Below are 26,612 nucleotides of genomic sequence, written 5' to 3' on the forward strand. Positions count from 1 at the left end.
AACCACACACCCCCACCGGCCGACCCACCACCCCCTGGAATCACTCATCTAGCCTGGGCTTTCCTCCATGGCCCGCCGGTCGGAGGCGCTGCGCAGTACGCAGAACTCGTTGCCCTCGGGGTCGGCCAGGATCGCCCACCCCGAGCCGTCCGGCTTTCGGTGGTCGCCGACGAAGGTGGCGCCGAGCCCCAACAGCCGTTCCACCTCCAGCTCCCGAGTGCTCTCCGGGCGTAGGCACGGGTGGATCCGGTTTTTGATCTCCTTGGGCTCGGACACCCGGGTCCGGAGCGCCAATGGTTTACGCGCTCACGCGCTCCCCGGATGGCCGGCGGTGGGTCGTCCACAGGCGCGGGTGGCGGGGTGGCGCGCAACGGGCGAAGTGGTGTCTCCTCGTCATCGGGGGAGCCCGAACCCTCTCCGGGCTCGCGCTGCCCACGACCCGCACGCGAAACGGGCCCCGAGGAACCTCCATGGTTCCTCGGGGCCCGTTCGTCGTACGGATCGTTTCTCGTCGCGGGTGCTACTCGGCGCGCAGGTCGCGGCGCAGCTCCTTGGGCAGCGAGAAGGTGAGGGTCTCTTCGGCGGTGGTCACCGGGGTGACGGAGCCGTACCCGTGTGCGGAGAGCTTGTCGAGGAGTTCGCGCACCAGGATGTCGGGGACGGACGCACCACTGGTCACACCCACGGTGGTGACGCCCTCCAGCCAGGCCTCCTCCATGAGGGTGGCGTTGTCGATGAGGTAAGAGGCGTTCGCACCGGCGTCGAGGGCGACCTCGACCAGGCGGACGGAGTTGGACGAGTTGTCCGAACCCACCACGATGACCAGCTCGCACTCGGGCGCCATGGCCTTGACGGCGTCCTGGCGGTTGGAGGTGGCGTAGCAGATGTCGTCGCTGGGCGGGGCCAGCAGGTTCGGGAACTTCTTGCGCAACGCGTCCACGGTCTCGTTGGTCTCGTCCACCGACAGGGTGGTCTGAGACAACCAGGACACGTTGTTCGGGTCGCGGACCTGGACCTTGTCGACCTCATCCGGGCTCTCCACGATCTGGATGTGCTCGGGGGCCTGGCCGCTGGTGCCCTCGACCTCCTCGTGGCCGATGTGGCCGATGAGGACGATGTCGCGGTCCTCGGCGGCGAATCGCTTCGCCTCCTTGTGGACCTTGGTGACCAGGGGGCACGTGGCGTCGATGGTCTTGAGTTGGCGCTTCTCGGCCTGATCGTGGACGGCGGGCGATACACCGTGCGCGGAGAAGACGACGATGGCGCCCTCGGGCACCTCCTCGGTCTCCTCGACGAAGATCGCGCCGCGCTCCTCCAGGGTGCGCACGACGTGCGTGTTGTGCACGATCTGTTTGCGCACGTAGATCGGAGCGCCGTACTGCTCAAGGGCTTTCTCGACGGTGATGACCGCTCGGTCGACACCGGCGCAGTAGCCCCGGGGGTTGGCCAGGAGCACACGACGTTGGTTCGTGGCAGTCGTCATCGCAGTCATGGCATACATCCTAGGTGCGATCGTGGGATGTGGGAGCGGGTGTGGGATACGGCACCGTCGAGGTCAGGCCTATGGTGGAGACCACGACCAGGTGACGTCGTCGCAACAGAACGTACCCGGTCGGGTCGCGACGTGGCGAAATCGTTCACTTCCGGCCAGCTCATGGTGATCCTCCCTCATCTATCCTGGTTCACCAATCGCATCAGTTACGAGGCGGTTCGCCCTCAACTCGGCCTTGCCTGGTTTGCTGGACGCGCGCCGCCGGCCCAACGCCGAGAGCATCAGGAGCCCCCGTCCTATGTCGAACCCGACCATCGCCACGAAGCTGACCTCCTTCATCAAGGGCATCTTCGGGCGTAAGGACCCGGTCGTCACGACCGTTCCGGAGCAGCCGGAGAAGAAGGACGAAGCCCCCGCGTCCGAGACCACGGCGCAGGAGAGCGCCGAGGTGGAGATCACCTCCGAGGTTTCTCCGGAGCAGGAGAAGCCCACCGAAGAGAAGGACGAAGAAAAGGCCGAAGCGGAGGTCGAGGGGAAGGCGGAGGAGTCCGTCGAGTCCGCCGAGCCTGTCGAGCCTTCCGAGTCCTCCGAGGCGGCCCAGGAGAAGACCGAGCCCGTCGTCGAGGCCACCGCTGCCACGGAGACCCCCGACACCGAGGCCGCCGAGGCCGCCAAGCTGGTGGAGGAGCCCCGGGAGGAGCCCTCCACCCCCGCCACCGCCGACCTCGCCGAGGACGGCTCCGCGCTGGCCGAGGAGCTCAGCGCCGCCGAGGCGCACACCACCGTCGCCAGCGACGGGGTACTGGAGAAGGTCCGCAAGGGCAACGCCCCCGCGGTCGAGGACCTGGCCGTCCCGACCTACGACGAGCTCACCCTGCCGTCGATCCGGGCCCGCCTGCGCAAGCTCACCATCGAGCAGGTGCGCGACCTGCGCGCCTACGAGGTGGCCCACCAGGGGCGTCCCGAGTTCATCAAGATGTACGACAACCGCATCGCCAAGCTCGAGGCGGAAGCCGGGGCCTGAGTGCGGTTTCGCGGAAGCGGAAGATGGGGTGAGGGGTCCGATCCCTCACCCCTTTTTCGTTGCTCGGAGAGGTTGACGCCCTTTTGGTAGTGAGTGTTTACTATCAACCATGACGACAGGGCGGCGACCACGGGTCGGGATCGAACGGCGCCGCGAGCAGATCCTCGCGGCGGGGTTGAAGGAGTTCAGCCACAAGGGGTTCCACGGTGGTTCGACCGTGGCCATCGCCAAGGACGTCGAGATCTCGCACCCCAACCTCTTCCGGATCTACTCCACGAAGAAGGAACTCTTCGTCGCGGTACTGGAGAAGACCTTCGCCGACATCGAGCGGGAGATGCTCGTGCCGGGGGAGAGGGCCGAAGAGGACCCGTTGCGGGTCATGGCGGACGGCTGGGGAGTGCTGATGGAGCGCCGCGAGGTGATGCTCATCCTGCTCCAGGGGTACGCGGCCGCCAACGACCCCGACATCCGCGACGTGATGCACGGATGGACGCGGGACGTCTTCGAGCGTTTCGAGGCGCTGCCGAAGGTCGACACCGACCAGGCGCACGAATTCTTCGCCGACGGAATGCTCTACATGGTGGCCGCCTCGATCGGGCTGCCCGGTCGCGTCGAGTCCGACGAGTGGGCCGACCGCTTCCTGTCCTCCGGGAGCTGAACCTTCCCGTGGCGGTCCGGTCCGCCTTTTTCGTCTATTGATAGTGACTACTCACTATTGAGTAGTGATACCACCCACACAGAAGGAGACCCTCGAGATGAACTCGCCCACCGTGCTCGTGACCGGAGCCACCGGGACCATCGGTTCGGCCCTGATCACCGAACTCCGGACGCGCGGCGCCACCGTCCGCGCCATGACCCGAGACCCCCGACGCTCCGTGCCCGGTGCCGAGACCGTCGTCGCCGACCTCAAGGACCCCGAATCGGTCGCAGCCGCCCTCGAAGGCGTCGACACGGCCTTCCTCAACAGCCCCTCCGAGGAGGGCGCCGCCCAACTCCAGATCCGGTTCGCCGACCTCGCCCAAAGGCGCGGGGTGCGCCGTCTCGTGCTGCTCTCCCAGTACGCCGCGCGCCTCGACTCGCCGGTGCGGTTCCTGCGCTGGCACGCCGAGGTCGAGGAACACGTGCGGCGGCTGGGCGTCGACCACACGGTGCTGCGCCCCAACCTCTACCTACAGGCCCTGCTCGGCTTCGGCGCGACCATCGAGCAGGGGTGGTTCGCCGCTCCCATCGGTGGCGCGGCCGTGAGCGCGATCGACACCCGCGACGTCGCGGCCGCCGCGGCCGAGGCACTGGTCGGGGAGGAGCACACGGGTCGGATCCACACCCTGACCGGCCCCAGGGCCGTGACCCACGAGGAGATCGCCCGCGCCTTGTCCACGGCCACCGGGCGGGAGATCACCTTCCACGAGGCGACCGACGAGCGGTTCTCCGAAGCGCTCTGCGGTGTGCTTCCGCCGTGGCAGGTGGCGGGCCTGGTGGAGGACTACGCCCACTACGCCAGGGGAGAGGCCGCCGAGGTGCACACCGGCGTCGCCGACCTGACCGGACGCCCCGCGCGCGACGTCATCGACTTCGCCCGCGACCACGCCGACGCGTTCGGCCGGGCCTGAGCGCCGTGCCCGGTGTCCCACATCGGCCGACCGGGTCGCGCCGAATCGCCGAGCCCGACGAATCGGGAACTGTCACCACCCTGGCCTAGGCTCTGCAACCATGGGTATGGAGAGTTCCGCGGAGTCACCGCAACCGGTCCGGACCGTGCTCCAGGCGGTCGGGGGTTGGATCGACCGCTTGGGCGCGATCTGGGTCGAGGGTCAGGTCGCCGAACTCAACTCACGTGGACGGATGAGCTACCTGACGCTGCGCGACCCCGTCGCCAACGCCTCGGTCCGGGTCATCTGTGAGACCACCGTGCTGCGCCGTCAGGATCCACCACCAGGGCCCGGCGACCGCGTGGTCGTCCACGCCAAGCCCGACTTCTACCAGCTCAGGGGTACGTTCTCGCTGCGTGCCCGGGAGATCCGACACGTCGGTATCGGTGAGCTACTGGCCCGGCTCGAACAGCTGCGCCGCACCCTCACCTCCGAGGGCGTGTTCGCCCCCGAACGCAAGCGCCCCCTGCCGTTCCTGCCCAACACCGTGGGGCTGATCTGTGGTCGGGACTCGGCGGCCGAGCGCGACGTCCTGGAGAACGGGCGCCGCCGCTGGCCCGCGGTGCGCTTCGAGGTGCGCCCGGTGGCCGTGCAGGGCGACCGCGCCACCCGTGAGGTCATCGAGGCCCTGCGCGACCTGGACGCGCGCCCCGAGGTCGACGTCATCGTCATCGCCCGTGGTGGCGGCTCCATGGAGGACCTGTTGCCCTTCTCCGACGAGGCGCTCGTGCGCGCCGTCGCCGCGGCGGCCACACCCGTGGTCAGCGCCATCGGGCACGAACAGGACACCCCGTTGCTGGACCACGTCGCCGACGTGCGTGCCTCCACCCCCACCGACGCCGCCAAGAGGACCATCCCGGACGTGGGGGAGCAGTTGGAGATCATCCGACAGCTGCGCGACCGCGGTCGCCGGGTGATCGGTGGCGGGTTGGAACGGGAACTCACCTGGCTGGCGGGGATCCGGGCCCGCCCGGTGCTGGCCGACCCTGTTCGCGAGACCGAGCGCCTCACGGAGCAGGTCCTGGAACTGCGCGATCGGGCCCGGCGCAGCCTGACGATCTCGCTGGACCGGGCCAAGGAGGGACTGGGGCACACCGAGGCGCGCCTGCACGCGTTGTCCCCGGCCACCACGTTGGCCCGCGGGTACGCGATCGTGCAGCGCGAGGACGGTTCGGTGGTGCGTTCGGCGACCGAGCCCGAGCTGGGCGAGAAGCTGCGGTTGCGCTTCGCCGAGGACGGCCTGACCGCCACGGTGGACGAGGTGGACACCGATCCCACGGCCGGACCGGACCCGACCGAGAAGGAGGCGGGGGAGGTCGAGGAGAAGGCCCCCGCGAAGTCCACGACCGCCAAGGGGACCACGGCCCGCAAGGGTCCCGCCAAGAAGCCCACCGCGGCGAAGAGGACCGGCGGCACCGGTGCCAAGGCCACTGGTGCCAAGGGCGCCGATGCCAAGGGCGCCGCCGAGAAGACCACGACCGAGAACACCGAGGGGGAGTAGGCATGACCGAGACGAACGAGGCCCCGGAGCTGAGCTACGAGGAGAGCCGGGAGCAGCTGAACGACGTCGTTCGGAAGTTGGAGTCGGGTGGCCTGACCCTCCAGGAGTCCCTCACCCTGTGGGAGCGTGGGGAGGAGTTGGCGCGGATCTGTGAGCGTTGGCTGGAGGGTGCCCGCGCCAAGCTGGCCGCCGCCATGGACGAGCGACGTGAGGACGCGCCCGCCGACCCCGATACCCCGTTCTGACGTTCACCGGGGGCCGGGGATCGCTCAGCCGCGCCCGTTGAGTTCGTCGCCCAGGGAACGGAGATTGCCGGGCAGGCCTCGAAAGACGGCGATGACCAGCACGAGCGCGGTGCCCAGGAACAACCAGGGCGCGACCTCGGCGAGCCGGGAGGCCAGGCCGAGGATGAGAACGCGGGCGAAACCCTCGTTGCCGGCGGCGAGCACGCTCTCGGCGGCGACCACCGCGATGAAGTAGGCGATCGGCGGACTCACCGACAGCGAGAGCAGGTCGGCCGGGCGGACCAGAGCGGCGGTGGCCAGGCAGGCGAGCGTGAAGACGATGCCGGGAACCGCCGGAACGGAGGCCAGGTTCGCGATCATCGTCGCGGCGAAGCTGCTCAGGACGATGATCAGGACCGCACCGCGTCCGGTCAGCCGGGGCGGCGCAAGGGCCCCGGGCGGGGTGGCCCCGCCGGAAGCACCCCGCCCGGTGGTGGCCCGGGTGGGACCACCTCGCCGGGTGGCGGTGTTCTTGGTGGTCGTGGGTCGGCCGCGGGTTCTGGACGCGTTCGAAACGTCCCGGCCACGACCGTTGGTCCGCACGAAATACGGAGCCCGTCCTGGCTCCGGACCGTCCGCCTTGCGTGGGGGCATGGTCGCGCGCCTCCCAGGTTTGTTACTCACGGTGTTCAGTGTGTCACTTCTAGTAAGGCTCCGGGTGTCTTTCACGGGATCGTGTTGTCATTTCGGCCACTTGCCCGTTCCGGGACTATCGCGCCTTCCACCCCTTGGACGCCGAGATGACCCCAACTGGTTCTGGGCGGTTTCCCCGACACGAGTGGTTCGTCACCCTCTGTGTCCGAACCTCTTGATCCCGGTTTGGGTCATGCCCATCTATCCGTTACTCGCACACCGAATACCGTCGGAATGGTAGGAGTTCGTGTCGAACACGCCACGGACGCCCGAGTCGTTGCCGTCCTGCCCGTGTTTCACATCGTCTCCGTCCCTGGACCGCTCCCGTTCGCGAGGACCCCGTCGAGCCCGTTCTCGCTCAACTCGGGCGAGGACACCCCGCGCGGACGTTCCTCCATCCCCGACAACCGGTCCAGTTCGCCGTCGACCAGCCCCAGTTCGCCGAACCGACGGGCGGTCACCAGCACCCGACTCTCCAGGGAGCCCACCGTCTGGTTGTAGGCGGACACCGTCCGGGTCAGCGCCCGACCCAGCCCCTCCACGTGTCCACCCAAGGTCGACAACCGGCCGTGCAACTGCTTGCCCAGGTCGAACACCTCACGGGCGTTCTCGCTCAACGCCTCCTGCTGCCAGGCGTACTGCGCGGTTCGCAACAATGAGATGAGCGTGGTCGGCGTCGCGATGTGCACGCGCCGGGCCATGGCCTCCTCCAACAACCCCGGGTCACGTTCCAACGCCGGAGCCAGGAACGCCTCCCCCGGGATGAAGAGCACCACGAACTCCGGCGATGGGGAGAACGACGCCCAGTACGACTTCGCGGCCAGCTGGTCCACGTGGGTGCGCAGGTGCTTGGCGTGCGCGTGCAGCCGCTCCTCCGCGCCCGGCCCCTCCCCGGCCTCCACCGCGTCCAGGTAGGCGGCCAGCGGCACCTTGGAGTCCACGACGATGTTCTTGCCGCCGGCCAACCGCACCACCATGTCGGGTCGGTGCGCGCCCGCCACCGCCTGTTCCTGGAAGTCGCAGTGCGCGGCCATTCCGGCCAGTTCCGCCACCCGACGCAGTTGCAGCTCGCCCCAACGGCCACGTGCCTCGGGTCGCCGCAGCGCCGTCACCAGGGACCGGGTCTGGTCGCGCAGTCGCTCGGAACCCTCACGAACGAGCTCGACCTGCTTGGCGAGCTCGGCGTGCGCCGCGGCCCGCCCGGCGTCCGCCTCGCGCAGTTGGGTCTCCACTCGGCTCAGGGTCCGGGTGAGCGGTTCGACCATCCGTTCCATCGCCCGGCGTCGCTCGTCCAGGTCACCGCCCGCCTCGGCGCTGACCGCACGCAGCCGTCCCTCGGCCAGCTCCATGAATCGTTGGTTGGTCTGGTCCAAGGCCTGCGAGGACATCGCCCGGAACCGGTCAGCGAGCTGTTCCTCCACGTAGGCGGCGCGTTCCTCCGCCGCTCGGGCCTCGGCCCGGAACCGGGCGTCGCGTCCACGGGCCAGGGCCAAGCCCACTCCGACGCCGATGGCGATGCCGATGAGGAGCATGAGTACGAGTAGAAGGCCGTCCATGGGGCCCATGTTCCCGTAGAGAACGCGGGGATGTGGCCGATGGCGGACGTTTTCCACGGGGTGTCGGACCACCCCTGGATTTTTCGGGAACCCCTGCCGGTCGGCACCGGCCTGGTCATGGGGTTACCCGATCGGCTGTGCGGTCCTATCCCAGGCGCTGGACCACCTGCGCACCGACCGGGCCGTGTACATCGACCCGGCGTTCTGGCTTCCGCCCGATCCGGAGGATGGCGAGCACCGGTCAGTTCGCCGTGCCCTCGCACGACTCCAGGGCGGTGCGCCACTCGCGCAGCGACCCCCAGAACGCCTCCGGCGGTTCCTCGGGTGCGAGCAACCACATGCGCTCCCAAGCGGGTGAGGCGCGTCCGCAGACCTGGGTGCGGGGCTCATAGGGCGGGTCCCCGGCCACCGGGAACCACAGGTACTCCAACGGTTCCATGAGCGCCATCAGGCGTTCCTCCAGGCCGCGATCGGGCCGGACCTTGACGAGCATCCAGGGTCGGAAACGGCGCAGGATCTCCAACCCACCGGCCACCACCTCGGGTTCGCTCCCCGAGGTGTCGACCTTCACCATGGTGGGGACGCTGCCCGCCGACTCGTTCCACCGGGCCAGGGTCGAGGCCTCGACGGTCAAGTGGCGCAGACCGGGGCGTCCGTTGCGCACGACCTGGTTGCACATGTCGTTGTGCAGCGCCCGCTGGAGTCGGGCCGTGCCGTTGTGGTTGCTCAGGGCCAGTTCGACCACGCCGAAACCGAGGTGGGCGGCCGACGACATCGAGCGCGCGGCCGCCGCGAGCTCGGGCGTGGGCTCGAAGGCGAACACGGGTCGACGCGAACGCGCGGCCGCGAGCATGGCGTACACGCCCACCCCCGCACCCACGTCCAGGACCGCGCCCGGTCCGGTGTGGTCCAGGACCGCCATGAAGCAGGCGAGACTGTCGGGTTCGTGTCGGGACAGTCCTCCCGCGGCCAGGCGGCGGGGGACCGTCAGGTCGCCCGGTAGTTGGAGTTCGACCCGGTCCGGGCCGAGACCGCGTGTGTCGCCCGCCGTTCGAGGGAGCGTGAGGGTGAGTCGGCGGTGGCGCGGCGGGACGCGGGCGGGGTCGAGGCCACCGAGTCGTCTGGGCAGGTGGACGCGGATGCGGCGGGTGGCGAAACGCACGATCGGGTATCGGCGCACGAGTGCGCGCAGCTGGTCGTGGACCACAGTGTCCCCTTCCCCCAAAGAATGGTGCCGTGGTGGCGTCGCCGATCCCCTCGTCGTCCGATCTGTGTACTTGTTCGGACGTCTCCGTCTCCCCGTCCGAGGTGCCCGGCTTCGCACTCCGAACCTACTCTGAGTAGCCGGTCCTGTGCACTGGGTTTACATGATTGTTCTCGGTCCTCGCCCACCCCTCGGGACGCATACACTCTGACCTTGTGAGTCTGTCTATCGGGATCGTCGGCCTGCCCAACGTTGGCAAGTCCACCCTCTTCAACGCGCTGACCAAGAACGACGCTCTGGCCGCGAACTACCCGTTCGCGACCATCGAGCCCAACGTCGGGGTCGTCGGTGTGCCCGATGTCCGGCTCGGGAAGCTGGCCGAGATCTTCGGCTCCGCGAAGATCCTTCCGGCGACGGTGGACTTCGTGGACATCGCCGGCATCGTCCGCGGCGCCTCGACCGGTGAGGGCCTGGGTAACAAGTTCCTCGCCAACATCCGCGAGAGCGACGCGATCTGTCAGGTGATCCGGGCCTTCGAGGACGCCGACGTCACCCACGTCGACGGCGACGTCGAGCCCTCCCGCGACATCGAGACCATCAACACCGAACTGATCCTCGCCGACCTCCAGACCCTGGAGAAGGCGATCCCGCGCCTGGAGAAGGACGCCAAGCGCAACGCCAAGGACAAGGGCGCCCAGGAGCTTCTGGCGGCCGCCAACGCCGCCCAGGAGATCCTGAACGAGGGCACCTCGCTGTCCCAGGCCAAGGGAGTGGACCTGGACCGGCTGCGTGAGCTGAGCCTGCTCACCGTCAAGCCGTTCATCTACGTGTTCAACCTCGACAGCGACGAGCTCGCCGATGAGGCCCTGCGCACCAAGTTGCAGGAACTGGTCGCCCCGGCCGAGGCGATCTTCCTCGACGCCAAGATCGAGGCGGAGCTGGCCGAACTCGATGACGAAGAGGAAGCCCAGGAGCTGTTGGAGTCCCTGGGTCAGACCGAGTCGGGTCTGTCCCAGCTCGCCCGCGTCGGTTTCGCCACGCTCGGGCTACAGACGTACCTGACCGCGGGCCCCAAGGAGGCGCGGGCCTGGACGATCAGGAAGGGCGCGACCGCTCCCGAGGCGGCCGGTGTCATCCACACCGACTTCGAGCGCGGCTTCATCAAGGCCGAGATCGTGTCCTTCGACGACCTCGTCGCGAACGGCGACATGGCCGCGGCCCGCGCCGCCGGCAAGGTCCGCATGGAGGGCAAGGAATACGTGATGTCCGACGGCGACGTGGTGGAGTTCCGCTTCAACGTCTGAGTCCCCCGGTCGGCGGCCGTTCGTTCTGCCGCGGATCGGCGCTGACACATCGTGGACGTGGCACCTTCGTGGCGGTGCTTCCCTGCCGACGGAGGGTTCACCGGGGGTCGCCCCGATGGACCTTCCGCCGACCCGTCCTTACCGCCCAGGGGCGTGGGCGGGTGATGGGAAGTCGATGGCGTGGGCCGCAGGGTCCTCGAAGCGGCCCCCGCGCCCGCCCGCCGTCTCGCTACGGCGCGATTCGGTATTCGAGGTTCAGGTGGTGGGTGCCGTCCGCGTCGATGACGATGCCGCCGGTTCCGGTGATGCCGGCGAGCTCGCCGGTACCGCTACCGGGCACGATCAACAACATCTCGTTCGAGCGGTCCGTGCCGGAGGTCGTGGCGCTGTGGGCGATGTTGCAGGCCCCGGCGCGGCCGTCGATCGTGCCCTCGAAGGACTCCATCGCCACGTAGGTCCCGCCAAGATCATCATCGAACGCGTACACGAACCGGGTCTGCGCGGTGCCGTTGATCGCCCCGCGGAACTCCTTGCGCATCAGCGCGTACCCATTCGGCAGACCCGTGGTCACACTCGCCTCGAACGGTTGGGGCACCATCTCCGCGACGGTGAACGTGCCGGTCGCGGTCTCTACTTGGCTCATCCTGGGTGCTCTTCTTTCCGTTGGCCGTGCTCCATCGAGGCTGGAGCATCGTCGTTCGGAGTCCCGATGGCGGGATTCTCCACGGGATTCAACCACGAGCCAACGACTTCGGAGCGGTGGTCGAAGGCGCCCGGCCGATGACCTGGTCGATGAGCCCACCACCACGGTGACGAGGAGCGGATAGGTTGAAGGAGGCCGTGGGTTCGCAGACCCGGCCGTGTTCCTGGAAAGGAGGAGAAGCGCCGTGCCGGTTCCGCTGAGTATTCTCGACCTCGTCTCCATCTCCGAGGGGTCGACGGCCCGCGAGGGCATCGCCTCGTCGATGGCCGCGGCTCGCTTGGCCGATCGCCTCGGTTACACGCGACTCTGGTTCGCCGAGCACCACAACACCATGAACCTGGCCGCCAGCGCCACGGCGCTGCTCATCGACCAGGCCGCCACGGTGACCGAGCGGATCCGTGTGGGCTCGGGCGGGGTCATGCTCCCCAACCACGCCCCGCTCATGGTGGCCGAGCAGTACGGCACGCTGGCCAACATCCACGGTGACCGCATCGACCTCGGCCTGGGGCGGGCGCCCGGCACCGACATGATGACGGCCCAGGCACTGAGCCGTTCCTCGGCCGAACCGCAGGCGTTCGCGGAGAACATCTTCGACCTCCAAGGGTGGTTCGGCGACGAGGGAAGGAGCCGCAGCGCGCCCATCGCCTCGGCGGTGTCCAAGGGCACCGAGGTCCCCATCTGGGTCCTCGGCTCCACCGTCAACGGCGCTTCCATCGCCGGTCAGCTCGGGTTGCCGTTCTCCGTCGCCTCGCACTTCGCACCCGACCAGCTCGACGCGGCGATCGAGGTCTACCGGAGCAGTTTCACCGCCGACGCCCCGACCGCGCAGATCGACGAGCCCTACGTCATGGCCGGCATCAACGTCATGGTGGCCGACGATGACGCCGAGGCCGAGCGCGAGTACACCACCCTGGTCCAGATGTTCGGGGACATCGCCCGTGGTCGGAGCCGTAAGCTCCAGCCACCGATCGATCCGTCCGAGGCACGGGGCGGGGACAACCCGATGCTCAGTATCAAGGCCGTCGGCGGCCCGGAGACCGCGGTGCGGCAGCTGGCGGAGTTCGCCGAGCGCACGGGCGCAGACGAGCTCATCACGGTGACCTACGCCTACGACCCGGCCGTACGCGAACGCTCGCTCCGGCTGCTGGCCGAGAACTGGTTCTGACCTCACCCGCCGAGGGGATCCGGTCGACGGCGCGGTTTCGGGGCCGGTCGCTCACATCGATGACCTTGCGTCGGGCGAGACGATCGTGACGTCGTGTCCCGCCTCGCGCGCCGGTGTCCTTGGAGGCCGCCGACCAAAGTGAGCTTCACGGAGTTCTCGTTCGTCGTCTGGTGCCGGGGAGCCGCCCGTCGAGAGTGGCCGGCCCGTGGAGGCCGCGTCTCACCGGGTCCTCAGGTGCAGGCGCCCGTTCTCGTCGATGCGCATGAGTACTTGTGAGGGGTTGTACGCGATCTCCCACAGGTGCCCGTCCGGGTCGGCCACGTAACCCGAGTGGCCGCCCCACTCCTTGGCGACCGGGGCCCGCACGGTGGTGGCCCCCGCCGCCACCCACGCGGCGAACACCCGGTCGACCTCGGATACGGAGTCCAGGTTCATCGCCAGGGTGACTCCGCGGAAGCCCTCCCCGTGGGTGGGCAGTCCCGTGTCCGCGGCCAGGGCCTCCCATCCGTACAGGGCCAGGGCCGTTCCGGTGGTGGGAAGGAAGACGATGGATCCCAGGTCGTGTCGGCGTTCGAAGCCCACGGACTCGTAGAAGGCCGCGGCGACGGCGACGTCGCGTACGCCCAGGGTGACGAGGCTGAGTCGTTGGTCCATGCCGTGCACGCTACGCCGCGGTCTCGGCGCCGGTTCGAGCACGGGGGCGGGAGAGCAGGCCCAAAATGATGAGGGTCTGCGCGGCGACGTAGGTGCTCATCACCCAGAACCCGCCTTGGGGGAGTGAGTCCCATCCGGGAACGAACGCGCGCAGGGCGATCAGGGCGTCCGAAACCAGGAACAGCGCCCCGCCGGTCGCCACCCACGGCCCCAAACCCGTGGAGAGCACGGCCATCGTGCCCAGCACGAGTCCGTACAGCGACACGGGGATCAACAGTCCGCCGGCATGCGGGGCGCACAGCCACACCAGTACCGCCACGAACCCGACGTAGGGCGCGAGCAGCCACCGGCGTCGGCTCAGCACGCTGTTCTTCCGGTAGGGCCGGAACGCCGCCACGTACACCACTTGCGCGATCAGGAAGAACCCCACCATCAGCAGGAACGCGGTGTCGCCGGAAGCGAGGGTCGGGGCGGTGTCGCCGAGCCAGGAGAACACCAGCGCGACCATCGCCAGGACGATCAGTCGACCGCGCGGTCGCCCCGTGGAGCCGGCGAGCACCAACAGCAGGGCGGGCATGAGGAAGACCTGGGTCGGTCGGTTCCAGGCGTCGATCCCGAGCAGTTGGATCACCAGGTGTGCCACCGCGAGTACGGCGAAGAGGAGCAGGAGGACGCGGGGAAGCGCGCGAGAGGGGATCATCCGGACATCTTAGGGGTGACGCAGGTCACCGAGGTGGGAATGTCCCTTTTCTGGAAGGGGTCCGCCGTCGGTTCTCACGGCCTGTTCGCCCTCGGGTGGCCCTGGGTTCGGTGCCCGGAGAGATGCCCGGAAGCCACATCTTGCTCTCCAGCGGGTGACTAATCCCTTTACGGTCTGGCCAGAAATGCGCCCACCTGTACCTCTTCAGAGAGGTTTCTGTGGAGAATTGTCGTACTCTGAGCCCTTTGGGTGGTTCTTCCTTGGGGTGCAATGTGCCCCCGATGGGGAAACACGGTCCCTTCATGGGCGCTCCCAACCCGCACAATGCCTCACTATAGGGATGGGGTAGACAAGGGCATGACCGAAGCGTCGGCGACAACGTCGGCGCGTAACCGTGTTCAGGAGGCGGGGATGGCCAAGGTGCGTGACCGGGTCGACGACGACCACGATCTCGACGCCCCGCGCACCCGCACTCCACGCGCGGGCGCGGGCGGTCGCTGGTGGGTCGGTGTGGGGCGCGTCCTGCTGTGGGCGTTCATCATCGTCGTCATCTTCAACGGCATCTGGTTTCCCATCCGCAACGGATTCTCCCTCCCCGGCGTGGCCGCGGACGAACCCGAGACCTCCGAGTCCGCGGCATTCCCCGAGACCTCCGCCGCCGCGTTCGCCCTGCGTTTCGCCGGTACCTACCTCGACACCTCCGACCCCGAGGCCCGCCAGGCCGACCTGGCCGCGTTCGTCCCCGAAGGTGAGACCGGCGGCCTGAACCTCCCCGCCGACAGTCTCAGCGGCGACAACCTCACCGTGGTCGCCGTCGACGTCCTCGACGACCACAACGCCCGCGTGGTGGTGCGCGCCGACGTCAACGGCGAACCCATGAGCCTACAGGTGCCCGTCTACAGCGACGGCGACGCCCTGGTGCTCTCCGGGGGCCCCGCCCTCATGGCCGCTCCCGCCCAGGCCGAACTGCCCCGGGCGCAGTCCTACGCCACCGACGAGCAGGCCGCGGAACAGCTCACCGACACCCTTTCCGGCTTCTTCGAGGTCTACGCGGGGGAGGCCGGTCACCTCGACCGGTACGTGGAACCCGGCGCCACGATCGCCCCACTTCCGGCGAACACCCTGGAATTCGCCGAACTGTCCGAGATCACCGTGCCATCCCAGTCATCGACCGGAGATGATGACGTACGACAGGTGGCGGCCACCGTGGCCTGGTCCCTGCCCTCCACCGAATCGGACGAGGGCGCCGTCGGGACCGGGGCCATGGAGCAGAACTACCTGGTCACGGTCGTCAACTCGGGCAACGAGTGGTACGTGCGTGACATCCAGGGCGCCCCGCATTCGTTCGGCGGATGACGGGGCCTGTAGGCAAGGAGACGAGAAGGACCATGCGCACACCAGTAACGACACCGGAGGGAGGCGCCTGACATGCTCCCCCTACTGGCCTCCACCACCGACGCCATGACGGCCCTCGGCGGTACGGACCTCCTCCACCTGGCGGTCGAGACCCCCGCCGAGAACGCCCCGGACACCGGTGGTCTCGCGGAGTTCCTGCGCGGGTTCTTCGGCCCGCTCTTCCTCGTCATCGTGTCCATCGTCGCGATCTTCTTCCTGTTCACCAGGGAGATCACCCGGTTCGCGCAGTTCATGATCCTGGCGATCTTCATCGGGATCGTCTTCTACGTTCCCGGCATCATCGAGGTCATCGCGGTGGCCATCGCCCGAGCGATGGGCGTACCGACGGAATAGGCGAGGGAGGCCGGAAACCGTGGATCTGCCCACGTACACCAACATCTGGCGTATCGAGAAGCGGCTGTACAAGCTCTACGATTTCCGGCTGCCCATGCCGCTCCCGGTCGGCACCTTCGGTGTCGCCCTGGGCATCTTCGCGCTCTGGGTGGTGCTGCTGACCCTGTTGCGGGCTCCGTTCGAGTTCGGTAACGGTTGGCACCTGGTGATGTGGGTCGTCCCGCCCGGTGTGATCACCGTGCTGGCCACCCGCCCGGTGATCGAGGGCAAACGCCTCACCGAGCTGCTCATCTCGCAGGCGCGCTTCCTCGCCGAGTCGCGCGTGTACACCCGGATGGCCCCGGAGTACGAACCGGCGCAGGTGCGGGTCGCGGTGCGAGTGTGGCACCGCGACCCGGCGGCCGGGCCGTTGCCCCTGCCCCGTAGTGGGCGTCGCGCTCGCGCGGAGGAGGGGAGCGCGGCGCTCGCCGAACACGAGGCCTCCATCGAGGAGACCCCGGTCCCCGAGATCTCCGAGGAGGAACGGGCCCTGCGCGCGGCCCGTGAGGCGGCCCCGCCACTGCGTGGTGTGCCCACCCCCGAACCGGCCGCCCCGCGAGCGGCCCCCGAACCCGAACCCGTCGACGACGCGGTCGAGTACGTCCCGGCTTCCGAGAGCGAAGCCCACGAGGTCGAGCCCCACGAGGCCGACGCTTCCGAGGTCGCGGTCCGCAAGATCCCGATCACCGTCGGCGCCGGGGCGCGGACCGCCGAGCGACAGGACGACGCGCCCGCCGCGATGGCCACCACACGACCTCCCGGTCGGGACGAGGAGGAGCGTCCGCGCCACGGGGTGGGTCGCCGGATGCTCAACTACTTCGGGTTCGGCCTACCGGCCCACGACGATGGCACCGGTACACCGCCCCCCGACGAGGGGCACAGCGCGCTCTCGAACGCCGGCGCCGAGGAGGACGAGGTCGACTTCGACGAACCCCTCTACGCCACCGAGCAGGACGAGCAGCGCGACCGCGACGAGTGGTTCGCCCGGCTGAAGGCCTCTTCCGGGGAGACGCCCGTGGGGTTGACCTCCAAGAGCGCTTACGCCTCCAGCGACACCGGTGCGATGAGCAGCGAAGACCTCGACGACGCCGTCTCCCGGACCGGGCCCGTGCCCTCGCGTCGACTGCGCGGTCGCGTGCAGGGGATCCAGGTCGCCCGTGACCTGGACGCCCGCCGCGAACGTGACGGCGAGCCCACCGACGTCACCGAGCACACCGAGGTGAGCGACTCCCCCGAGCGCGCCCGCGAGAGGGTACGTCCGCCGGCCGAACTCGAGAAGGCACGCGGTCGGGCACTGCCCGCCACGGACACCGAAAGGGCACCGGAGCGCAAGGAGGCGTCGCGCCGCAAGGGGCGCCCGCACGCCTCCCCGTGGGAGCTGGAGAAGAAGGAACGCCGGGGCGAGTACCCGGACCTGTCGGACTACGCCGCCCGGTACGCCGAGGCGACCGGTCGTCCTTCGGCGGCCCGCGACGTGGCGCCGCCGCCGTGGCTGCCGCCCGCTTCGGGGGCCCCGAAGAAGACCGAGGACAAGACCGAGGACAAGACCGAGGCGAAGGTCGAGGACCGGTCACAGGAGAAGCCGGAGAGCGAGCCGGAGTCCGAGACCTCCTCGGAGGACGTCGGGGTCTCGGGCCGGATCGGGCGCACCGAGGCCGGCCCCCAGGTCTCCCACGCGGCACGCCCTCGTCCTCAGGCCCCCGAACTGGACCACGGCACCGGCGAGCAGGACAACCACATGTCCGTGCTCGACCGGCACCTGATCAAGGCCGACACCCCGGCGCCGCCGCGACCCAAGTTCGCGGACGCGGTTCCGGCCGATGAACGCCCGGCCGAGCCCACCGACCCCTCCGAATGGTTCGACGACGGCCAGCGTCGCCACCCGGACCAGCCCAAGGTCGGTGACAAGGACAACCCGGTGATCCCCGTCAGCGAGCTTCGCGAGGAGCGCCGCAAGCGGGAACGCGAGGAGGAGGACGAGCTCCGGGCACGGCGCGCCGAGGAGGAGGTCACCGAGGCCGAGCCCACCAAGCCCGCCACCCAGCTGGACCACGGCACCGGCGAACTCGTCAGCTTCGTCGAGGTCCGCGAGGAGCCCGTACCCAGGGCCGAGTCCAGGGCTGAGTCCAGGGCCGAGTCCAGGGCCGCGCCCAGGGTCGAGCGCCCCGCACCCGAGTTCTCACCCGAACCGAAGCCACAGCCCGCGCCCGAGCCGATTCGCCCCACCGAGGCGGAACTAACGGAGGCCGAGGAGGCCGCGCTGCGGGCCCGGCGTCGCGACAAGGCGGAAGAGCCGGCCGGGGAGCCCGCCGAAACGCAGACCGAAACGCAGGCCGAGACACGGGCCGAAGAGCAGACGGAGGAACCGGACGAGGAGAGGCCCGAGACCGGTCACGAGCCTCGTGATGCCCACGACCCCCACGATCCACACGACGGGATGTTCCATCGGGTGGCGCACAACGCGCGCCGCATCGGCCGGCTCTTCGGCCAGCCGAACCCCGGTGAGGAACCCGAACCGCCCGCGCCCCGGCCCGCGGCCACCGAGCCCGAGCCGGTCAAGCCCGGCCTGGAACTCGACCACGGCACCGGCGAACAGGACGGCCTGACCGAACCCGCCCCGACCACCGAGGAGCCCGAGGCCGACTCCGGCGGAACCCGGGGCTGGCGCCGGCTCGCCAAGGTCGTCACGGGCGGCGGCGCACCGATCCGATCGGACCTGCCCGCCGCCGACGTCGAACGGTTGCGCGCCCCGCTGGCCGAGCCACGTTCCCTGGTCGTCCTGGGTTGCACCGGTGGCGCCGGACAGACGATGACCGCGCTGATGGTCGGCCACACCCTCGCGGTGCACCGCGACGATCGGGTGGTGGCGGTCGACGTCAACCCGGGCGCCAACGGGCTGTCCCGGCGCGTGGGCGCCCAGGCCCCGGAGACGCTCACCGCGCTGCTGGCCAACGCCGACGCGATCGACGAGTACGAGAGCATGCGCGCCTACGCCGGTCGCGCTCGTACGGGTCTGGAGGTCGTGCAGACGCTCGACGACCCGTACGTGCAGACCCTGGACGACCGCGACTACGCTCAGCTCACCGACCTGCTGGGTTCGTTCTACGGCATCACCCTGCTGGACCCGGCCGCGACCGGCGTGGCCCGGGCGCTGCCGGTCGCCGACGGACTGGTTCTGGTCGCTCCGGCCAGCTCCGACGCCGAACGGGCGGTCTCCATGACGTTCGAGTGGTTGGACGGCAACGGGTACTCGACCCTGCGCGCCAACTCGGTCCTGGTGGTCAACGGGGTGAGCAAGCGCAGCCTGCCGGACGTCGACGCCGCCGAGCGGGTGGCCCGAGGCCGCTGCCGCGCGATCGTGCGCATCCCGTGGGACGACCACCTGGGCGCGTCCTACACCAAGATCGACGTGGGGTCGTTGAAGCCGGCCACCAAACGCGCCCACGGGGCGCTGGCCGGGGTCCTGGTCAACGCGCTCGAACCGGCCGGGCACTCCTGAGGTTCGCACACCGCGCGAGGCCCGTCCCGGATCCGCCCCGGGACGGGCCTCGCGCGTTTCGTGGTTCGGCCCCGTGCTCGGCTCGGGCACCGTCAGGGTTGCGAAGCGGGACCCCTCGGCCACGCGGCCGGGAGAACGCCCCTCAGCGTCCGACCGGGGTGGTGTCCGTGGCCCCGAGGAACTCGGGCCGGGCCGCGCCCGCGCTGAACGGTTTGGTGCAGGTGTTCTCCACGCTGTTGAACACGATGAACACGTTGGACCGCGGGAAGGGCGTGATGTTGCCGCCGGACCCGTGCATGCAGTTGGAGTCGAACACCGTGACGTCGCCCGCGGAACCGGTGAGGACGTCGATGCCGTGCCGCTCGGCGAGCATGGACAGCGACCTTTGGTCCGGGGTGCCCACGTGCTGGCTCTTGAGCGATGCCTTGTAGTGGTCGTCCGGGGTCTCGCCCACGCACGAGACGAACGTCTTGTGCGAGCCCGGCATGATCATCAGTGCGCCGTTGTGCGTGTAGTTGTCGGTGAGCGCCACCGAGAAGCTGACGGCGCGCATCCGCGGCATGCCGTCCTCGGCGTGCCAGGTCTCGAAGTCGGAGTGCCAGTAGAACGAGCCGCCCCCGAAACCTGGTTTGTAGTTGACGCGGCTCTGGTGCACGTACACGTCGGTTCCGAGGATCTGTCGGGCACGGTCGACCAGTCGTGGGTCGTTGACCAGGTCGGAGAAGACCTCGCTGATCTTGTGCACCTCGAACACGGATCGCACCTCGTCGGAGGCGGGTTCGACGACGACGCGCTCGTCCTCGCGCAGTTTCGGGTCGTCGCCGAGCCGGCGCAGCTCGGTCATGTAGGTCTCCACCTCTTCGGGGGTGACCAGGGACCGGACCTGGGTGTATCCGCGCTGTTCGTAGCCGCTGAGCTCGTCGGGTTCGAAGGGTCCATCGTTCTCGCGGGACCACGTGACGGGGTCGCGACGGTAGAGCAGGGAAGGCTCGGTCGTCTTACGGGTCGGGTAGTCGTCCGCGGTCGGAAGGTCCATCTGCAGAGTCATGCCGTTCCCCTCGGTAGAGGGGCGCTCCCCTCCGTTTCGGGTTCTTCGTACGACTCGCGAACTTAACAAATCCACATGGTGGGGACGAGTGGCCCATTCGTGCGTGCTTGTTTATCATGCGGTCATCTGGGTATTACAGCGATACTATATGGGCGAAATATAAAAACCCGAAGGGGATTCCTTCGGGTTTTTTCTGTGTTCGGACGATGCGTGTCCGTGCCTACCTGCGTTGTGTCGCCCGGGTGTCGAAGTGGTCGCCCGATGATCATCTTCCCAGGTCGTCCGGTTATGGCGCTTTGATCGGGTCCCCCACCGGGTCGGGGGCCGGGTTTTCATGTGACGTATTTCACAAGCATTCGGTGTGCGGCATGGTTCAAAGAATTCACCCTCAAGGGACTGGCGTAAAGGCTTCGATTACTCCACAGTAGGGTCGTCCTGTTCACCCTCGACCCGCTCTTGAGGAGAAACACGTGTCCCCCTACCCCCGCGCGCTCTCGCGCGCCTTCTCCGCGGTCTCCGCGCTCACCCTCGCGGTGGTGCTCGGTTGGGCCGCCCCCGCCGCCGCGGACCACACGCTGCCCCCGAACATCCCCGGCGAATCCCAGGCCCGGACCGAGCTGGACTCGCTCACCGTCGCCGCCAAGGGCCCCCAGGACGGCTACGACCGAAGCCTCTTCCCGCACTGGAACGTGGTGGAAAGTCCCTGCACCGCCCGCCAGGTCGTGCTCCAGCGCGACGGCCACGACGTCGTCACCGACGACAGCTGCCAGCCCACCGCCGGCGGCTGGTGGAGCGCCTTCGACGACGAGTGGGTCTACGACGTGCCCGGCGACATCAGCGTCGACCACCTGGTCCCGCTGAGCGAGGCCTGGAAGACCGGTGCCGCGGACTGGTCCACCTCCCAGCGCGCCGACTTCGCCAACGACGTCGAATCGTCCCAACTGTGGCTGGCCACCCCCTCCAGCAACGGCTCCAAGGGCGACAAGGACCCCTCGGAGTGGATGCCCGACAACACCGCCATCCACTGTGACTACGTCAAGTCCTGGATCAACGTGAAGTACGCGTACGACCTCACGATCACCTCCGACGAGGAGTCGACCCTGTCGAGCACCCTCGACAGCGCCTGCTAGGGCCGCGTCCACGGAAGAGGCCTCAAGTCCTGTTGGCGCACCATAGGGATCTTCGGACCCGAGCACGGACCGAAGCGCTGCCGGAGGCTCCAAAAGGCTGTTCCGGAGGATCGGGGCCGCGCGTTTCGGATGACGCGCGGCCCCTTTCGCTTCTACGGCCCGTCCTCGATGCTTCACTATGGGAGCGGCACCCTCCGCCGTAAGCGACCAGAAGGGCAGGGCGATCGCGCGATGACCGGTACCAGGGGGACTCGTGGGGCGACCCGTCTCGCGGTCCGCTACTTCGACGACCGGGTCCTCCTCAGCGACAACGAGGCATGGGCCTACTTCCGACTCCCGACGGTCTCCTACGAGTTCACCACGCCCGAGGACCGCCAGGCCCTCGCCACGAACATCACCATCGCCCTCGCCGCCATCCGCATGAACGACGCCGAGGTGCACCTGAGGGTCGCCCACCGCACCTACCCGGCCGCTCAATGGGCCACCGAACTCGACGGCACCGCCGACAGCGGCCCCGGCTGGTACGACTACCTCGACGAGATGTACCGGCACGTGTGGGCCAAGGACTTCTGGACCAAGGAGGTCTACCTCGGGGTGCGCCTCGGACAGCGCAACGCCGGCGTGGGAATGGGACTGTTCTCCCAGGTGTTCGGCGCCTACCAGCGCACCGAGCAGGTCCTCGGCATCAACGACGACGCCATCGAGGACAAGGAGCTCGCCCGCTGGACCGACCAGTCCGAGCGGCTGGGTCGTGCCCTGACCGCCAGCTCCCTGCACGCCCGCCACGCCTCCGCCGACGAGATCGCCTGGCTCATTCGGCACGCCGTCTCCGGCACCGCCGAGGAGATCCAGCCCTCCGCGGCCGGCCGCCGCACCTGGGGGCGCGGCGAGATCGAGGCGCTCGTGGACGGGGTCGTCCACAACGGCCGTTCCATGTTGCGCCTGGAACAGCCCGCCGGCTCCACCTACGTGGCGTTCCTGTCCTTCTCCCGCTTCCCCGACCTCATGCCCTTCCCCGACGGCGAACCCTGGCTGCACCACGCCGACGCACTGCCCTTCCCCGTCGAGCTCTCCCTGCGGATGAAACTCATCCCGCCGGCGAAGGCGTCCAAGGACGTGGGCCGCAAACTCGCGCACGCGCGGGACATGGACGCGCACATCCGCGAGGCCGGCGTGGAGGCGCCCATCGCCCTGGCGGAGCAGATCGACGCCGCCCGCATGCTCGAACACGGCATCACCAAGGAGCGCCTGCCGTTCGTGTACGGCTGGCACCGGCTCATGGTGTCCGCACCCACCGAACGCCTCCTCGTGCAGCAGGTGGAGGCCGTCGTGGAGCACTACCGCGACATCGGCATCGACGTCATCAACTCCACCGGCGACCAGTTCTCCTTGTTCAACGAGTCCCTGCCGGGCGACCGCATCCGCCTGAACGCCTACGCCCAGCGCCAGCCGCTGCGCACCATCGCCGGCGGCATGCCCACCGCCACGGTCGACGTCGGCGACCGCGCGGACGCCTCCGGCGGCGGGTGGGTCGGCCCCTACGTCGGCGAGACCACCGGCCGGGCGCGTTCCATCGTCCACTTCGACCCCATGGTCGCCGCCGCACGCAACCGCCCCACCGCCATCGCCATCACCGGCGAACCCGGCGGTGGCAAGACCACCCTGGCGCTGCTGATGATCTACCAGCTCGCGCTGCGCGGGGTCACCGTCGCCGCCATCGACCCCAAGGGCGACGCGGAATCCCTCGTGGAACTGCTCAAGCACCGCGGTCGCAAGGCCAGGATCATGTCGCTGGGTTCGGCACAGCCCGGACTGCTCGACCCCTTCGCGTTCGGTGACGACCTCGCCGCGAAGAAGACCATGGCCACCGAGACGCTGCGCCTGCTCCTTCCCCGCATGAGCGAGGAACGCGAGTCCGCGATGATCCAGGCCGTGGCCACCGTCGCCAACCAACCACAGCCGTCCCTGGCCAAGGTCGTCGACCACCTCACCGCCTCCGAGGACGCCGCCTCCCGCAACCTCGGAGCGGTGCTCGGGTCCATGGCGGAGATGCGCCTGGCCTCCCTGTGCTTCGACCCCCAGGGCGAGGCGCGCATCGACACCGAGGGATGGACCACCGTGTTCACCCTGGGCGGCCTCACCCTGCCCGACTCCGGAGTCCACCGCGACGACTACTCCTACGAACAGCGCCTGTCGGTGGCCCTGCTCTACCTGGTGTCGCAGTTCGCCCGCCGCCTCATGAACGGCCTGGACCGCCGCCTGCCCAAGGCGATCTTCCTGGACGAGGCCTGGGCGGTCACCTCCACCCCCGAGGGCGCCAAGCTCGTCCCGGAGGTGTCCCGCATGGGGCGCTCCCGCAACACCGCGCTCATCCTCGTCTCCCAGAACGCCGGCGACATGCTCAACGAACAGGTCACCAACTGTCTGTCGTCGGTGTTCGCGTTCCGCTCCAGCGAGGCGCACGAGGTCGCCAGCGTCATGGACCTGCTCGGCGTGGACACCAACGAGGACCACATGGCGGTACTGCGCAACCTCGGCAACGGTGAGTGCCTCTTCCGCGATCTCGACGGACGTACCGGACGCATCGCCGTCGACCTGGTCTCGGAGTCGTTGCTGCGGTGGCTGGACACCAACCCCACCCGCGAACGGCCGTTGGTGTCCGCAAACGGCCGCGAGGAGTAGGACGCCCCGGTGGTGGGGATCTACAGGGGAAGCCCTCCCCGGACCCCCACCACTCACAAGGGATCGCCCATGAGTGAGGACGTCAGCCGGCCCCGCCCCGTAGTCGACACCGCCCTGCCAGAGGACACCCGCGAGGACGCCCGCCGTTGGGCCACCACCGCCCCGCACCTCTCCACGGAACGGAGCGACGGACTCCTGCGGGGCGAACGCCTGCGCCAGGCCTGGGGCCGGCTCTTCTGGGTGGGCCTCACCCTCGCCATCGTCCTGGGATCGGCCGGTGGCTTCCCGGGCATGGTCATCGCCACCATCGGCCTGGTCGCCTACGTCACCGCGCTGGGACTGCGCTCCGACGCGGCCCGCTGGGTACAGGTCACCGGCGGACTGCTCGGCGCGGGAGCACTGGCCGTCACGCCCCTGTGGCTGTTCGGCGTCATGCCCATCGTGTCGCCCCTGCTCACCTCGGGAACACTGTTCGCGCTGCTCACCGGCACCGTCACCGCCGACGTACTGACCTCCGGCCGAAGACGGCGACCACGGGCCGACCACCGGGACCGCGTCCTGCTCCCCGGGGACATCGGCACCGCCGACCACGGGCTGCTGGTGGACGTGCAGCACGCCATCGACCGGGTCGTCGACGCGCGGGTGGAACTGGCCGGCTCCGACGCCCTCGACACCGACCGCGGACTCGCCGTGCTGCGTGAACAGGAGTGGCGCATCGCCTCCCTGCTCTCCAGACGACGGGAACTGCGGCGCGAGTACCTCCTGCGCCGGCGACACGCCACCACCGACAGGGTCCGCCGGGTACTCCACGCACAACAGGAACACCTGGTCGCCACCGAGGAGCACATCCGCACCCGAGTCGAACAGATCGTCGAGTACGGGCACCTGGTGGAGGCCGCGGTGGTGGCCCACCGGGAATGGGAACAGTGCGAGGAGGCCGTCACGGCGCTCGACGCCTACGCGGAGCTGAGGATCGAGGCGTCCCTGTTGGCGGAGGAGTCCCCCGAGGTCGCCGAACTCACCCGGACCACCGAGGCCGCCAGGAGGGTTCGGGACGAGAGCGCCGCCCGCGTGCACGCCGCCGCCATCGGGTTGAGCGACGTCTCCGCCTGACCACGACGGCGCGTCCGAGGACCTTCGAGACCCTCCGTGGGGTCGAGGCCGAAATCGGTCGGTGGAGCTTCACCTGTTCCCCGCACACGGGCCGCCCGGGTCTGGCACATTGTGCGAATGAATGTTGAACGGGTGAGCGGCGACGACCCTCATGCCGCCCTCCGGGAGGAGATGGCCGTCCGCGTGGCGACGGGCCGGCAGGGGTTCGGAGAGATCCTCACCGAGGTGTCCGACACGCTGGCGGAGAACGGCGGCCCCGACCCTCGTGTGGAGCATCCGGGTACGCCGGTACTGCGGGAGATCCTGGACCGGGCCTTCGCCCGACATCTGCGCCGGCAGCGCAAGTGGCCGGTACGCACCGAGGTGGACCGGCTCGAACGCGCGGGCCAGGCACTCGCCGCGATCGGCATCCCCTACTTCGAGGCGTTGGACTGTTGCGACGGCTGCCTCGCCGACAGCGGCGGCGAGGTCCACCTGTGGCGGCTCGTCGTCGCCCAGGACCCGAGGGCGCGCGCGGTCGTCTACTTCTTCGACACCGACATCGAACTGGCGTTCGCCGGCGAGGGCCTGTGGCTGACCTTCGATCCCGGCCAGGGGCGTCTCACCCACGCCGTCGCCAAGGAGATCCTGGAAGTACTCCAGGCCCACGGCCTGGACGCGATGTGGACGGACGAGTCGGTCAACCGCATCCGGATCGACATGGAGTGGCGCTGTCGGCGGCTCGGTCAGTCGGCCGCCCACCCCGGCCCGGACGTGGACCGCGAACCCACCATCGACGTGGTGCTCACCAGCCCCGTCGACAACAGGCTCACCTGGTGGGGCGAGGACCGGAACCGCCGCGTCCCGGTCCGCGAGTTCACCCGCCTGTTCCTGCCCTGGCTGCCCTCCGACATGTCCGTCACGGTCACCAGTCCGATCACCGGTGGAAGCATCACCCTGGACCGCGACTTCGACCGCATGCGCGTCGTGGGGTCCGAGCGCCGCCTGGACCGCCGCCACCTCGACGAGATCCTGGGACGCTGGGCGGTGGACGGGTCCTTGCCCGCCCGCGACGCGCGCCCCGACCCCACCGGATTCGTGGAGGTCGCCCACGACGACCCCCACCCCCTGGGCACCGCCTCGCGTGTGTCCGCCGTGCCCCTGGAGCTGGCCGAGGCCCGGTCGTTGCTCTACCGGACCACCCCCAGCCTTGGGGCGTTCCTGGTCTTCCGGTCGTTCACGGGTGCCACGTTGCAGTTGCTGTGGCAGGACGAACACACCCTGTGGCTGGAGAACCCGGAACCGGACCGACGGATGTCGTACGGGTGTTTCGGCGACCTGGCGGACGCCGAGGACCTGGTGTGCCGGCTCGCCCTGGACGGTGACTCGGGCCTGCCGGAGAAGGAGGGCGTCCGCACCATCGCGTGGGAGTAGGCGGCGCCCGTGGGGGAGCGGCGGTCCGGCCGGACCCGAGGACCCTTCGAAGCGCGCCGTGGAGTACGGC

The 26,612-nt window shown here is 69.3% G+C and carries 22 protein-coding genes and 1 pseudogene; 14 read left to right on the top strand and 9 right to left on the bottom strand.

Features of this window, described 5'->3' with window-relative positions:
- Positions 1 to 48 precede the first annotated feature (48 nt).
- Both NLI01S_RS09355 and NLI01S_RS09360 read right to left on the bottom strand, forming a co-directional pair.
- Positions 49 to 276 (bottom strand): annotated as a pseudogene (locus NLI01S_RS09355) (VOC family protein); the annotation flags it as partial.
- Positions 277 to 520: 244 nt separating this feature from the next.
- The gene (locus NLI01S_RS09360; RefSeq protein WP_190318411.1) at positions 521 to 1,492 is read right to left on the bottom strand and encodes a 4-hydroxy-3-methylbut-2-enyl diphosphate reductase; all 972 of its coding nucleotides are present in this window, start codon (positions 1,490 to 1,492) and stop codon (positions 521 to 523) included.
- Positions 1,493 to 1,790: 298 nt separating this feature from the next.
- Here NLI01S_RS09360 and NLI01S_RS09365 point away from each other — a divergent pair, with 298 nt between their 5' ends.
- From NLI01S_RS09365 to NLI01S_RS09385, 5 genes are all read left to right on the top strand, one after another.
- Positions 1,791 to 2,516, top strand: coding sequence for a hypothetical protein (locus tag NLI01S_RS09365; protein ID WP_067602401.1), 726 nt, complete (start codon positions 1,791 to 1,793; stop codon positions 2,514 to 2,516).
- A gap of 109 nt (positions 2,517 to 2,625) precedes the next feature.
- Positions 2,626 to 3,174: a TetR/AcrR family transcriptional regulator gene (locus tag NLI01S_RS09370; protein ID WP_084392433.1), complete on the top strand. Its 549-nt coding sequence runs from the start codon at positions 2,626 to 2,628 to the stop codon at positions 3,172 to 3,174.
- Positions 3,175 to 3,271: 97 nt separating this feature from the next.
- On the top strand, positions 3,272 to 4,126 hold the full coding sequence (locus tag NLI01S_RS09375) for an SDR family oxidoreductase (RefSeq protein ID WP_067602407.1): 855 nt from the start codon (positions 3,272 to 3,274) through the stop codon (positions 4,124 to 4,126).
- A 100-nt stretch (positions 4,127 to 4,226) separates the two neighbouring features.
- Positions 4,227 to 5,666: an exodeoxyribonuclease VII large subunit gene (gene xseA, locus NLI01S_RS09380; protein ID WP_067602409.1), complete on the top strand. Its 1,440-nt coding sequence runs from the start codon at positions 4,227 to 4,229 to the stop codon at positions 5,664 to 5,666.
- Between the two features lie 2 nt (positions 5,667 to 5,668).
- Complete coding sequence (locus NLI01S_RS09385) at positions 5,669 to 5,911, top strand: exodeoxyribonuclease VII small subunit (RefSeq protein ID WP_067602412.1); 243 nt, start codon at positions 5,669 to 5,671, stop codon at positions 5,909 to 5,911.
- Between the two features lie 24 nt (positions 5,912 to 5,935).
- Here the strand turns inward: NLI01S_RS09385 and NLI01S_RS09390 are convergent, their stop codons facing one another.
- The 3 genes from NLI01S_RS09390 to NLI01S_RS09400 form a co-directional block, all read right to left on the bottom strand.
- Positions 5,936 to 6,544 (bottom strand): DUF6542 domain-containing protein, encoded by a 609-nt coding sequence (locus NLI01S_RS09390; protein WP_067602415.1) that lies wholly within the window; start codon positions 6,542 to 6,544, stop codon positions 5,936 to 5,938.
- A 335-nt stretch (positions 6,545 to 6,879) separates the two neighbouring features.
- Complete coding sequence (locus NLI01S_RS09395; RefSeq protein WP_067602418.1) at positions 6,880 to 8,139, bottom strand: DNA recombination protein RmuC; 1,260 nt, start codon at positions 8,137 to 8,139, stop codon at positions 6,880 to 6,882.
- Positions 8,140 to 8,380: 241 nt separating this feature from the next.
- Positions 8,381 to 9,346, bottom strand: a complete 966-nt coding sequence (locus NLI01S_RS09400) for an FkbM family methyltransferase (protein WP_067602421.1) — start codon at positions 9,344 to 9,346, stop codon at positions 8,381 to 8,383.
- A gap of 212 nt (positions 9,347 to 9,558) precedes the next feature.
- On the opposite strand from NLI01S_RS09400, the gene ychF reads away from it, so the two are divergent.
- Positions 9,559 to 10,647: a redox-regulated ATPase YchF gene (gene ychF, locus NLI01S_RS09405; RefSeq protein WP_067602424.1), complete on the top strand. Its 1,089-nt coding sequence runs from the start codon at positions 9,559 to 9,561 to the stop codon at positions 10,645 to 10,647.
- Between the two features lie 229 nt (positions 10,648 to 10,876).
- Here ychF and NLI01S_RS09410 read toward each other — a convergent pair whose 3' ends face one another.
- Positions 10,877 to 11,290, bottom strand: coding sequence for a DUF3224 domain-containing protein (locus NLI01S_RS09410; RefSeq protein WP_067602427.1), 414 nt, complete (start codon positions 11,288 to 11,290; stop codon positions 10,877 to 10,879).
- Positions 11,291 to 11,534: 244 nt separating this feature from the next.
- On the opposite strand from NLI01S_RS09410, the gene NLI01S_RS09415 reads away from it, so the two are divergent.
- On the top strand, positions 11,535 to 12,515 hold the full coding sequence (locus NLI01S_RS09415; protein WP_067602430.1) for an LLM class flavin-dependent oxidoreductase: 981 nt from the start codon (positions 11,535 to 11,537) through the stop codon (positions 12,513 to 12,515).
- Between the two features lie 219 nt (positions 12,516 to 12,734).
- Here the strand turns inward: NLI01S_RS09415 and NLI01S_RS09420 are convergent, their stop codons facing one another.
- Positions 12,735 to 13,169: a VOC family protein gene (locus NLI01S_RS09420; RefSeq protein WP_067602502.1), complete on the bottom strand. Its 435-nt coding sequence runs from the start codon at positions 13,167 to 13,169 to the stop codon at positions 12,735 to 12,737.
- A gap of 10 nt (positions 13,170 to 13,179) precedes the next feature.
- Entirely contained in the window at positions 13,180 to 13,869 is a 690-nt protein-coding gene (locus NLI01S_RS09425) for a lysoplasmalogenase (protein ID WP_067602432.1), read from the bottom strand.
- Between the two features lie 411 nt (positions 13,870 to 14,280).
- Between NLI01S_RS09425 and NLI01S_RS09430 the strand changes: the two genes are divergently transcribed.
- From NLI01S_RS09430 to NLI01S_RS09440, 3 genes are all read left to right on the top strand, one after another.
- Positions 14,281 to 15,225: a conjugal transfer protein gene (locus NLI01S_RS09430; protein ID WP_067602434.1), complete on the top strand. Its 945-nt coding sequence runs from the start codon at positions 14,281 to 14,283 to the stop codon at positions 15,223 to 15,225.
- A gap of 72 nt (positions 15,226 to 15,297) precedes the next feature.
- A complete protein-coding gene (locus tag NLI01S_RS09435; RefSeq protein WP_067602437.1) occupies positions 15,298 to 15,618 on the top strand; it encodes a hypothetical protein in 321 nt (106 codons plus the stop codon).
- Between the two features lie 19 nt (positions 15,619 to 15,637).
- A complete protein-coding gene (locus NLI01S_RS09440) occupies positions 15,638 to 19,156 on the top strand; it encodes a TcpE family conjugal transfer membrane protein (RefSeq protein ID WP_067602440.1) in 3,519 nt (1,172 codons plus the stop codon).
- A gap of 142 nt (positions 19,157 to 19,298) precedes the next feature.
- Here NLI01S_RS09440 and thpD read toward each other — a convergent pair whose 3' ends face one another.
- The gene (thpD, locus tag NLI01S_RS09445; protein ID WP_190318412.1) at positions 19,299 to 20,204 is read right to left on the bottom strand and encodes an ectoine hydroxylase; all 906 of its coding nucleotides are present in this window, start codon (positions 20,202 to 20,204) and stop codon (positions 19,299 to 19,301) included.
- Between the two features lie 470 nt (positions 20,205 to 20,674).
- Here thpD and NLI01S_RS09450 point away from each other — a divergent pair, with 470 nt between their 5' ends.
- The 4 genes from NLI01S_RS09450 to NLI01S_RS09465 all read left to right on the top strand — a co-directional run bounded on the left by NLI01S_RS09450 (position 20,675) and on the right by NLI01S_RS09465 (position 26,542).
- Entirely contained in the window at positions 20,675 to 21,334 is a 660-nt protein-coding gene (locus NLI01S_RS09450) for a GmrSD restriction endonuclease domain-containing protein (protein WP_067602442.1), read from the top strand.
- 231 nt (positions 21,335 to 21,565) lie between these two features.
- Positions 21,566 to 24,016 carry an ATP-binding protein gene (locus NLI01S_RS09455; protein WP_067602445.1) on the top strand — a complete coding sequence of 817 codons (2,451 nt, stop codon included), beginning with the start codon at positions 21,566 to 21,568 and terminating at the stop codon, positions 24,014 to 24,016.
- 69 nt (positions 24,017 to 24,085) lie between these two features.
- The gene (locus tag NLI01S_RS09460; RefSeq protein WP_067602448.1) at positions 24,086 to 25,129 is read left to right on the top strand and encodes a hypothetical protein; all 1,044 of its coding nucleotides are present in this window, start codon (positions 24,086 to 24,088) and stop codon (positions 25,127 to 25,129) included.
- 117 nt (positions 25,130 to 25,246) lie between these two features.
- On the top strand, positions 25,247 to 26,542 hold the full coding sequence (locus NLI01S_RS09465; RefSeq protein ID WP_067602452.1) for a DUF6891 domain-containing protein: 1,296 nt from the start codon (positions 25,247 to 25,249) through the stop codon (positions 26,540 to 26,542).
- The last annotated feature ends 70 nt before the right edge of the window (positions 26,543 to 26,612 follow it).

The organism is Nocardiopsis listeri NBRC 13360 (genome assembly GCF_001570765.1).
GTDB lineage: Bacteria > Actinomycetota > Actinomycetes > Streptosporangiales > Streptosporangiaceae > Nocardiopsis > Nocardiopsis listeri.

What these genes read in the sequence shown, in the direction of transcription:
- thpD (WP_190318412.1), bottom strand. Translation starts at nt 20,204, where the DNA reads ATGACTCTGCAGATGGACCTTCCGACCGCGGACGACTACCCGACCCGT.
- NLI01S_RS09370 (WP_084392433.1), top strand. Translation starts at nt 2,626, where the DNA reads ATGACGACAGGGCGGCGACCACGGGTCGGGATCGAACGGCGCCGCGAG.
- NLI01S_RS09395 (WP_067602418.1), bottom strand. Translation starts at nt 8,139, where the DNA reads ATGGACGGCCTTCTACTCGTACTCATGCTCCTCATCGGCATCGCCATC.
- NLI01S_RS09375 (WP_067602407.1), top strand. Translation starts at nt 3,272, where the DNA reads ATGAACTCGCCCACCGTGCTCGTGACCGGAGCCACCGGGACCATCGGT.
- NLI01S_RS09425 (WP_067602432.1), bottom strand. Translation starts at nt 13,869, where the DNA reads ATGATCCCCTCTCGCGCGCTTCCCCGCGTCCTCCTGCTCCTCTTCGCC.
- NLI01S_RS09435 (WP_067602437.1), top strand. Translation starts at nt 15,298, where the DNA reads ATGCTCCCCCTACTGGCCTCCACCACCGACGCCATGACGGCCCTCGGC.
- NLI01S_RS09410 (WP_067602427.1), bottom strand. Translation starts at nt 11,290, where the DNA reads ATGAGCCAAGTAGAGACCGCGACCGGCACGTTCACCGTCGCGGAGATG.
- NLI01S_RS09420 (WP_067602502.1), bottom strand. Translation starts at nt 13,169, where the DNA reads ATGGACCAACGACTCAGCCTCGTCACCCTGGGCGTACGCGACGTCGCC.
- xseA (WP_067602409.1), top strand. Translation starts at nt 4,227, where the DNA reads ATGGGTATGGAGAGTTCCGCGGAGTCACCGCAACCGGTCCGGACCGTG.
- NLI01S_RS09385 (WP_067602412.1), top strand. Translation starts at nt 5,669, where the DNA reads ATGACCGAGACGAACGAGGCCCCGGAGCTGAGCTACGAGGAGAGCCGG.
- NLI01S_RS09455 (WP_067602445.1), top strand. Translation starts at nt 21,566, where the DNA reads ATGACCGGTACCAGGGGGACTCGTGGGGCGACCCGTCTCGCGGTCCGC.
- NLI01S_RS09465 (WP_067602452.1), top strand. Translation starts at nt 25,247, where the DNA reads ATGAATGTTGAACGGGTGAGCGGCGACGACCCTCATGCCGCCCTCCGG.
- NLI01S_RS09460 (WP_067602448.1), top strand. Translation starts at nt 24,086, where the DNA reads ATGAGTGAGGACGTCAGCCGGCCCCGCCCCGTAGTCGACACCGCCCTG.
- NLI01S_RS09360 (WP_190318411.1), bottom strand. Translation starts at nt 1,492, where the DNA reads ATGACTGCGATGACGACTGCCACGAACCAACGTCGTGTGCTCCTGGCC.
- NLI01S_RS09365 (WP_067602401.1), top strand. Translation starts at nt 1,791, where the DNA reads ATGTCGAACCCGACCATCGCCACGAAGCTGACCTCCTTCATCAAGGGC.
- NLI01S_RS09430 (WP_067602434.1), top strand. Translation starts at nt 14,281, where the DNA reads ATGGCCAAGGTGCGTGACCGGGTCGACGACGACCACGATCTCGACGCC.
- NLI01S_RS09390 (WP_067602415.1), bottom strand. Translation starts at nt 6,544, where the DNA reads ATGCCCCCACGCAAGGCGGACGGTCCGGAGCCAGGACGGGCTCCGTAT.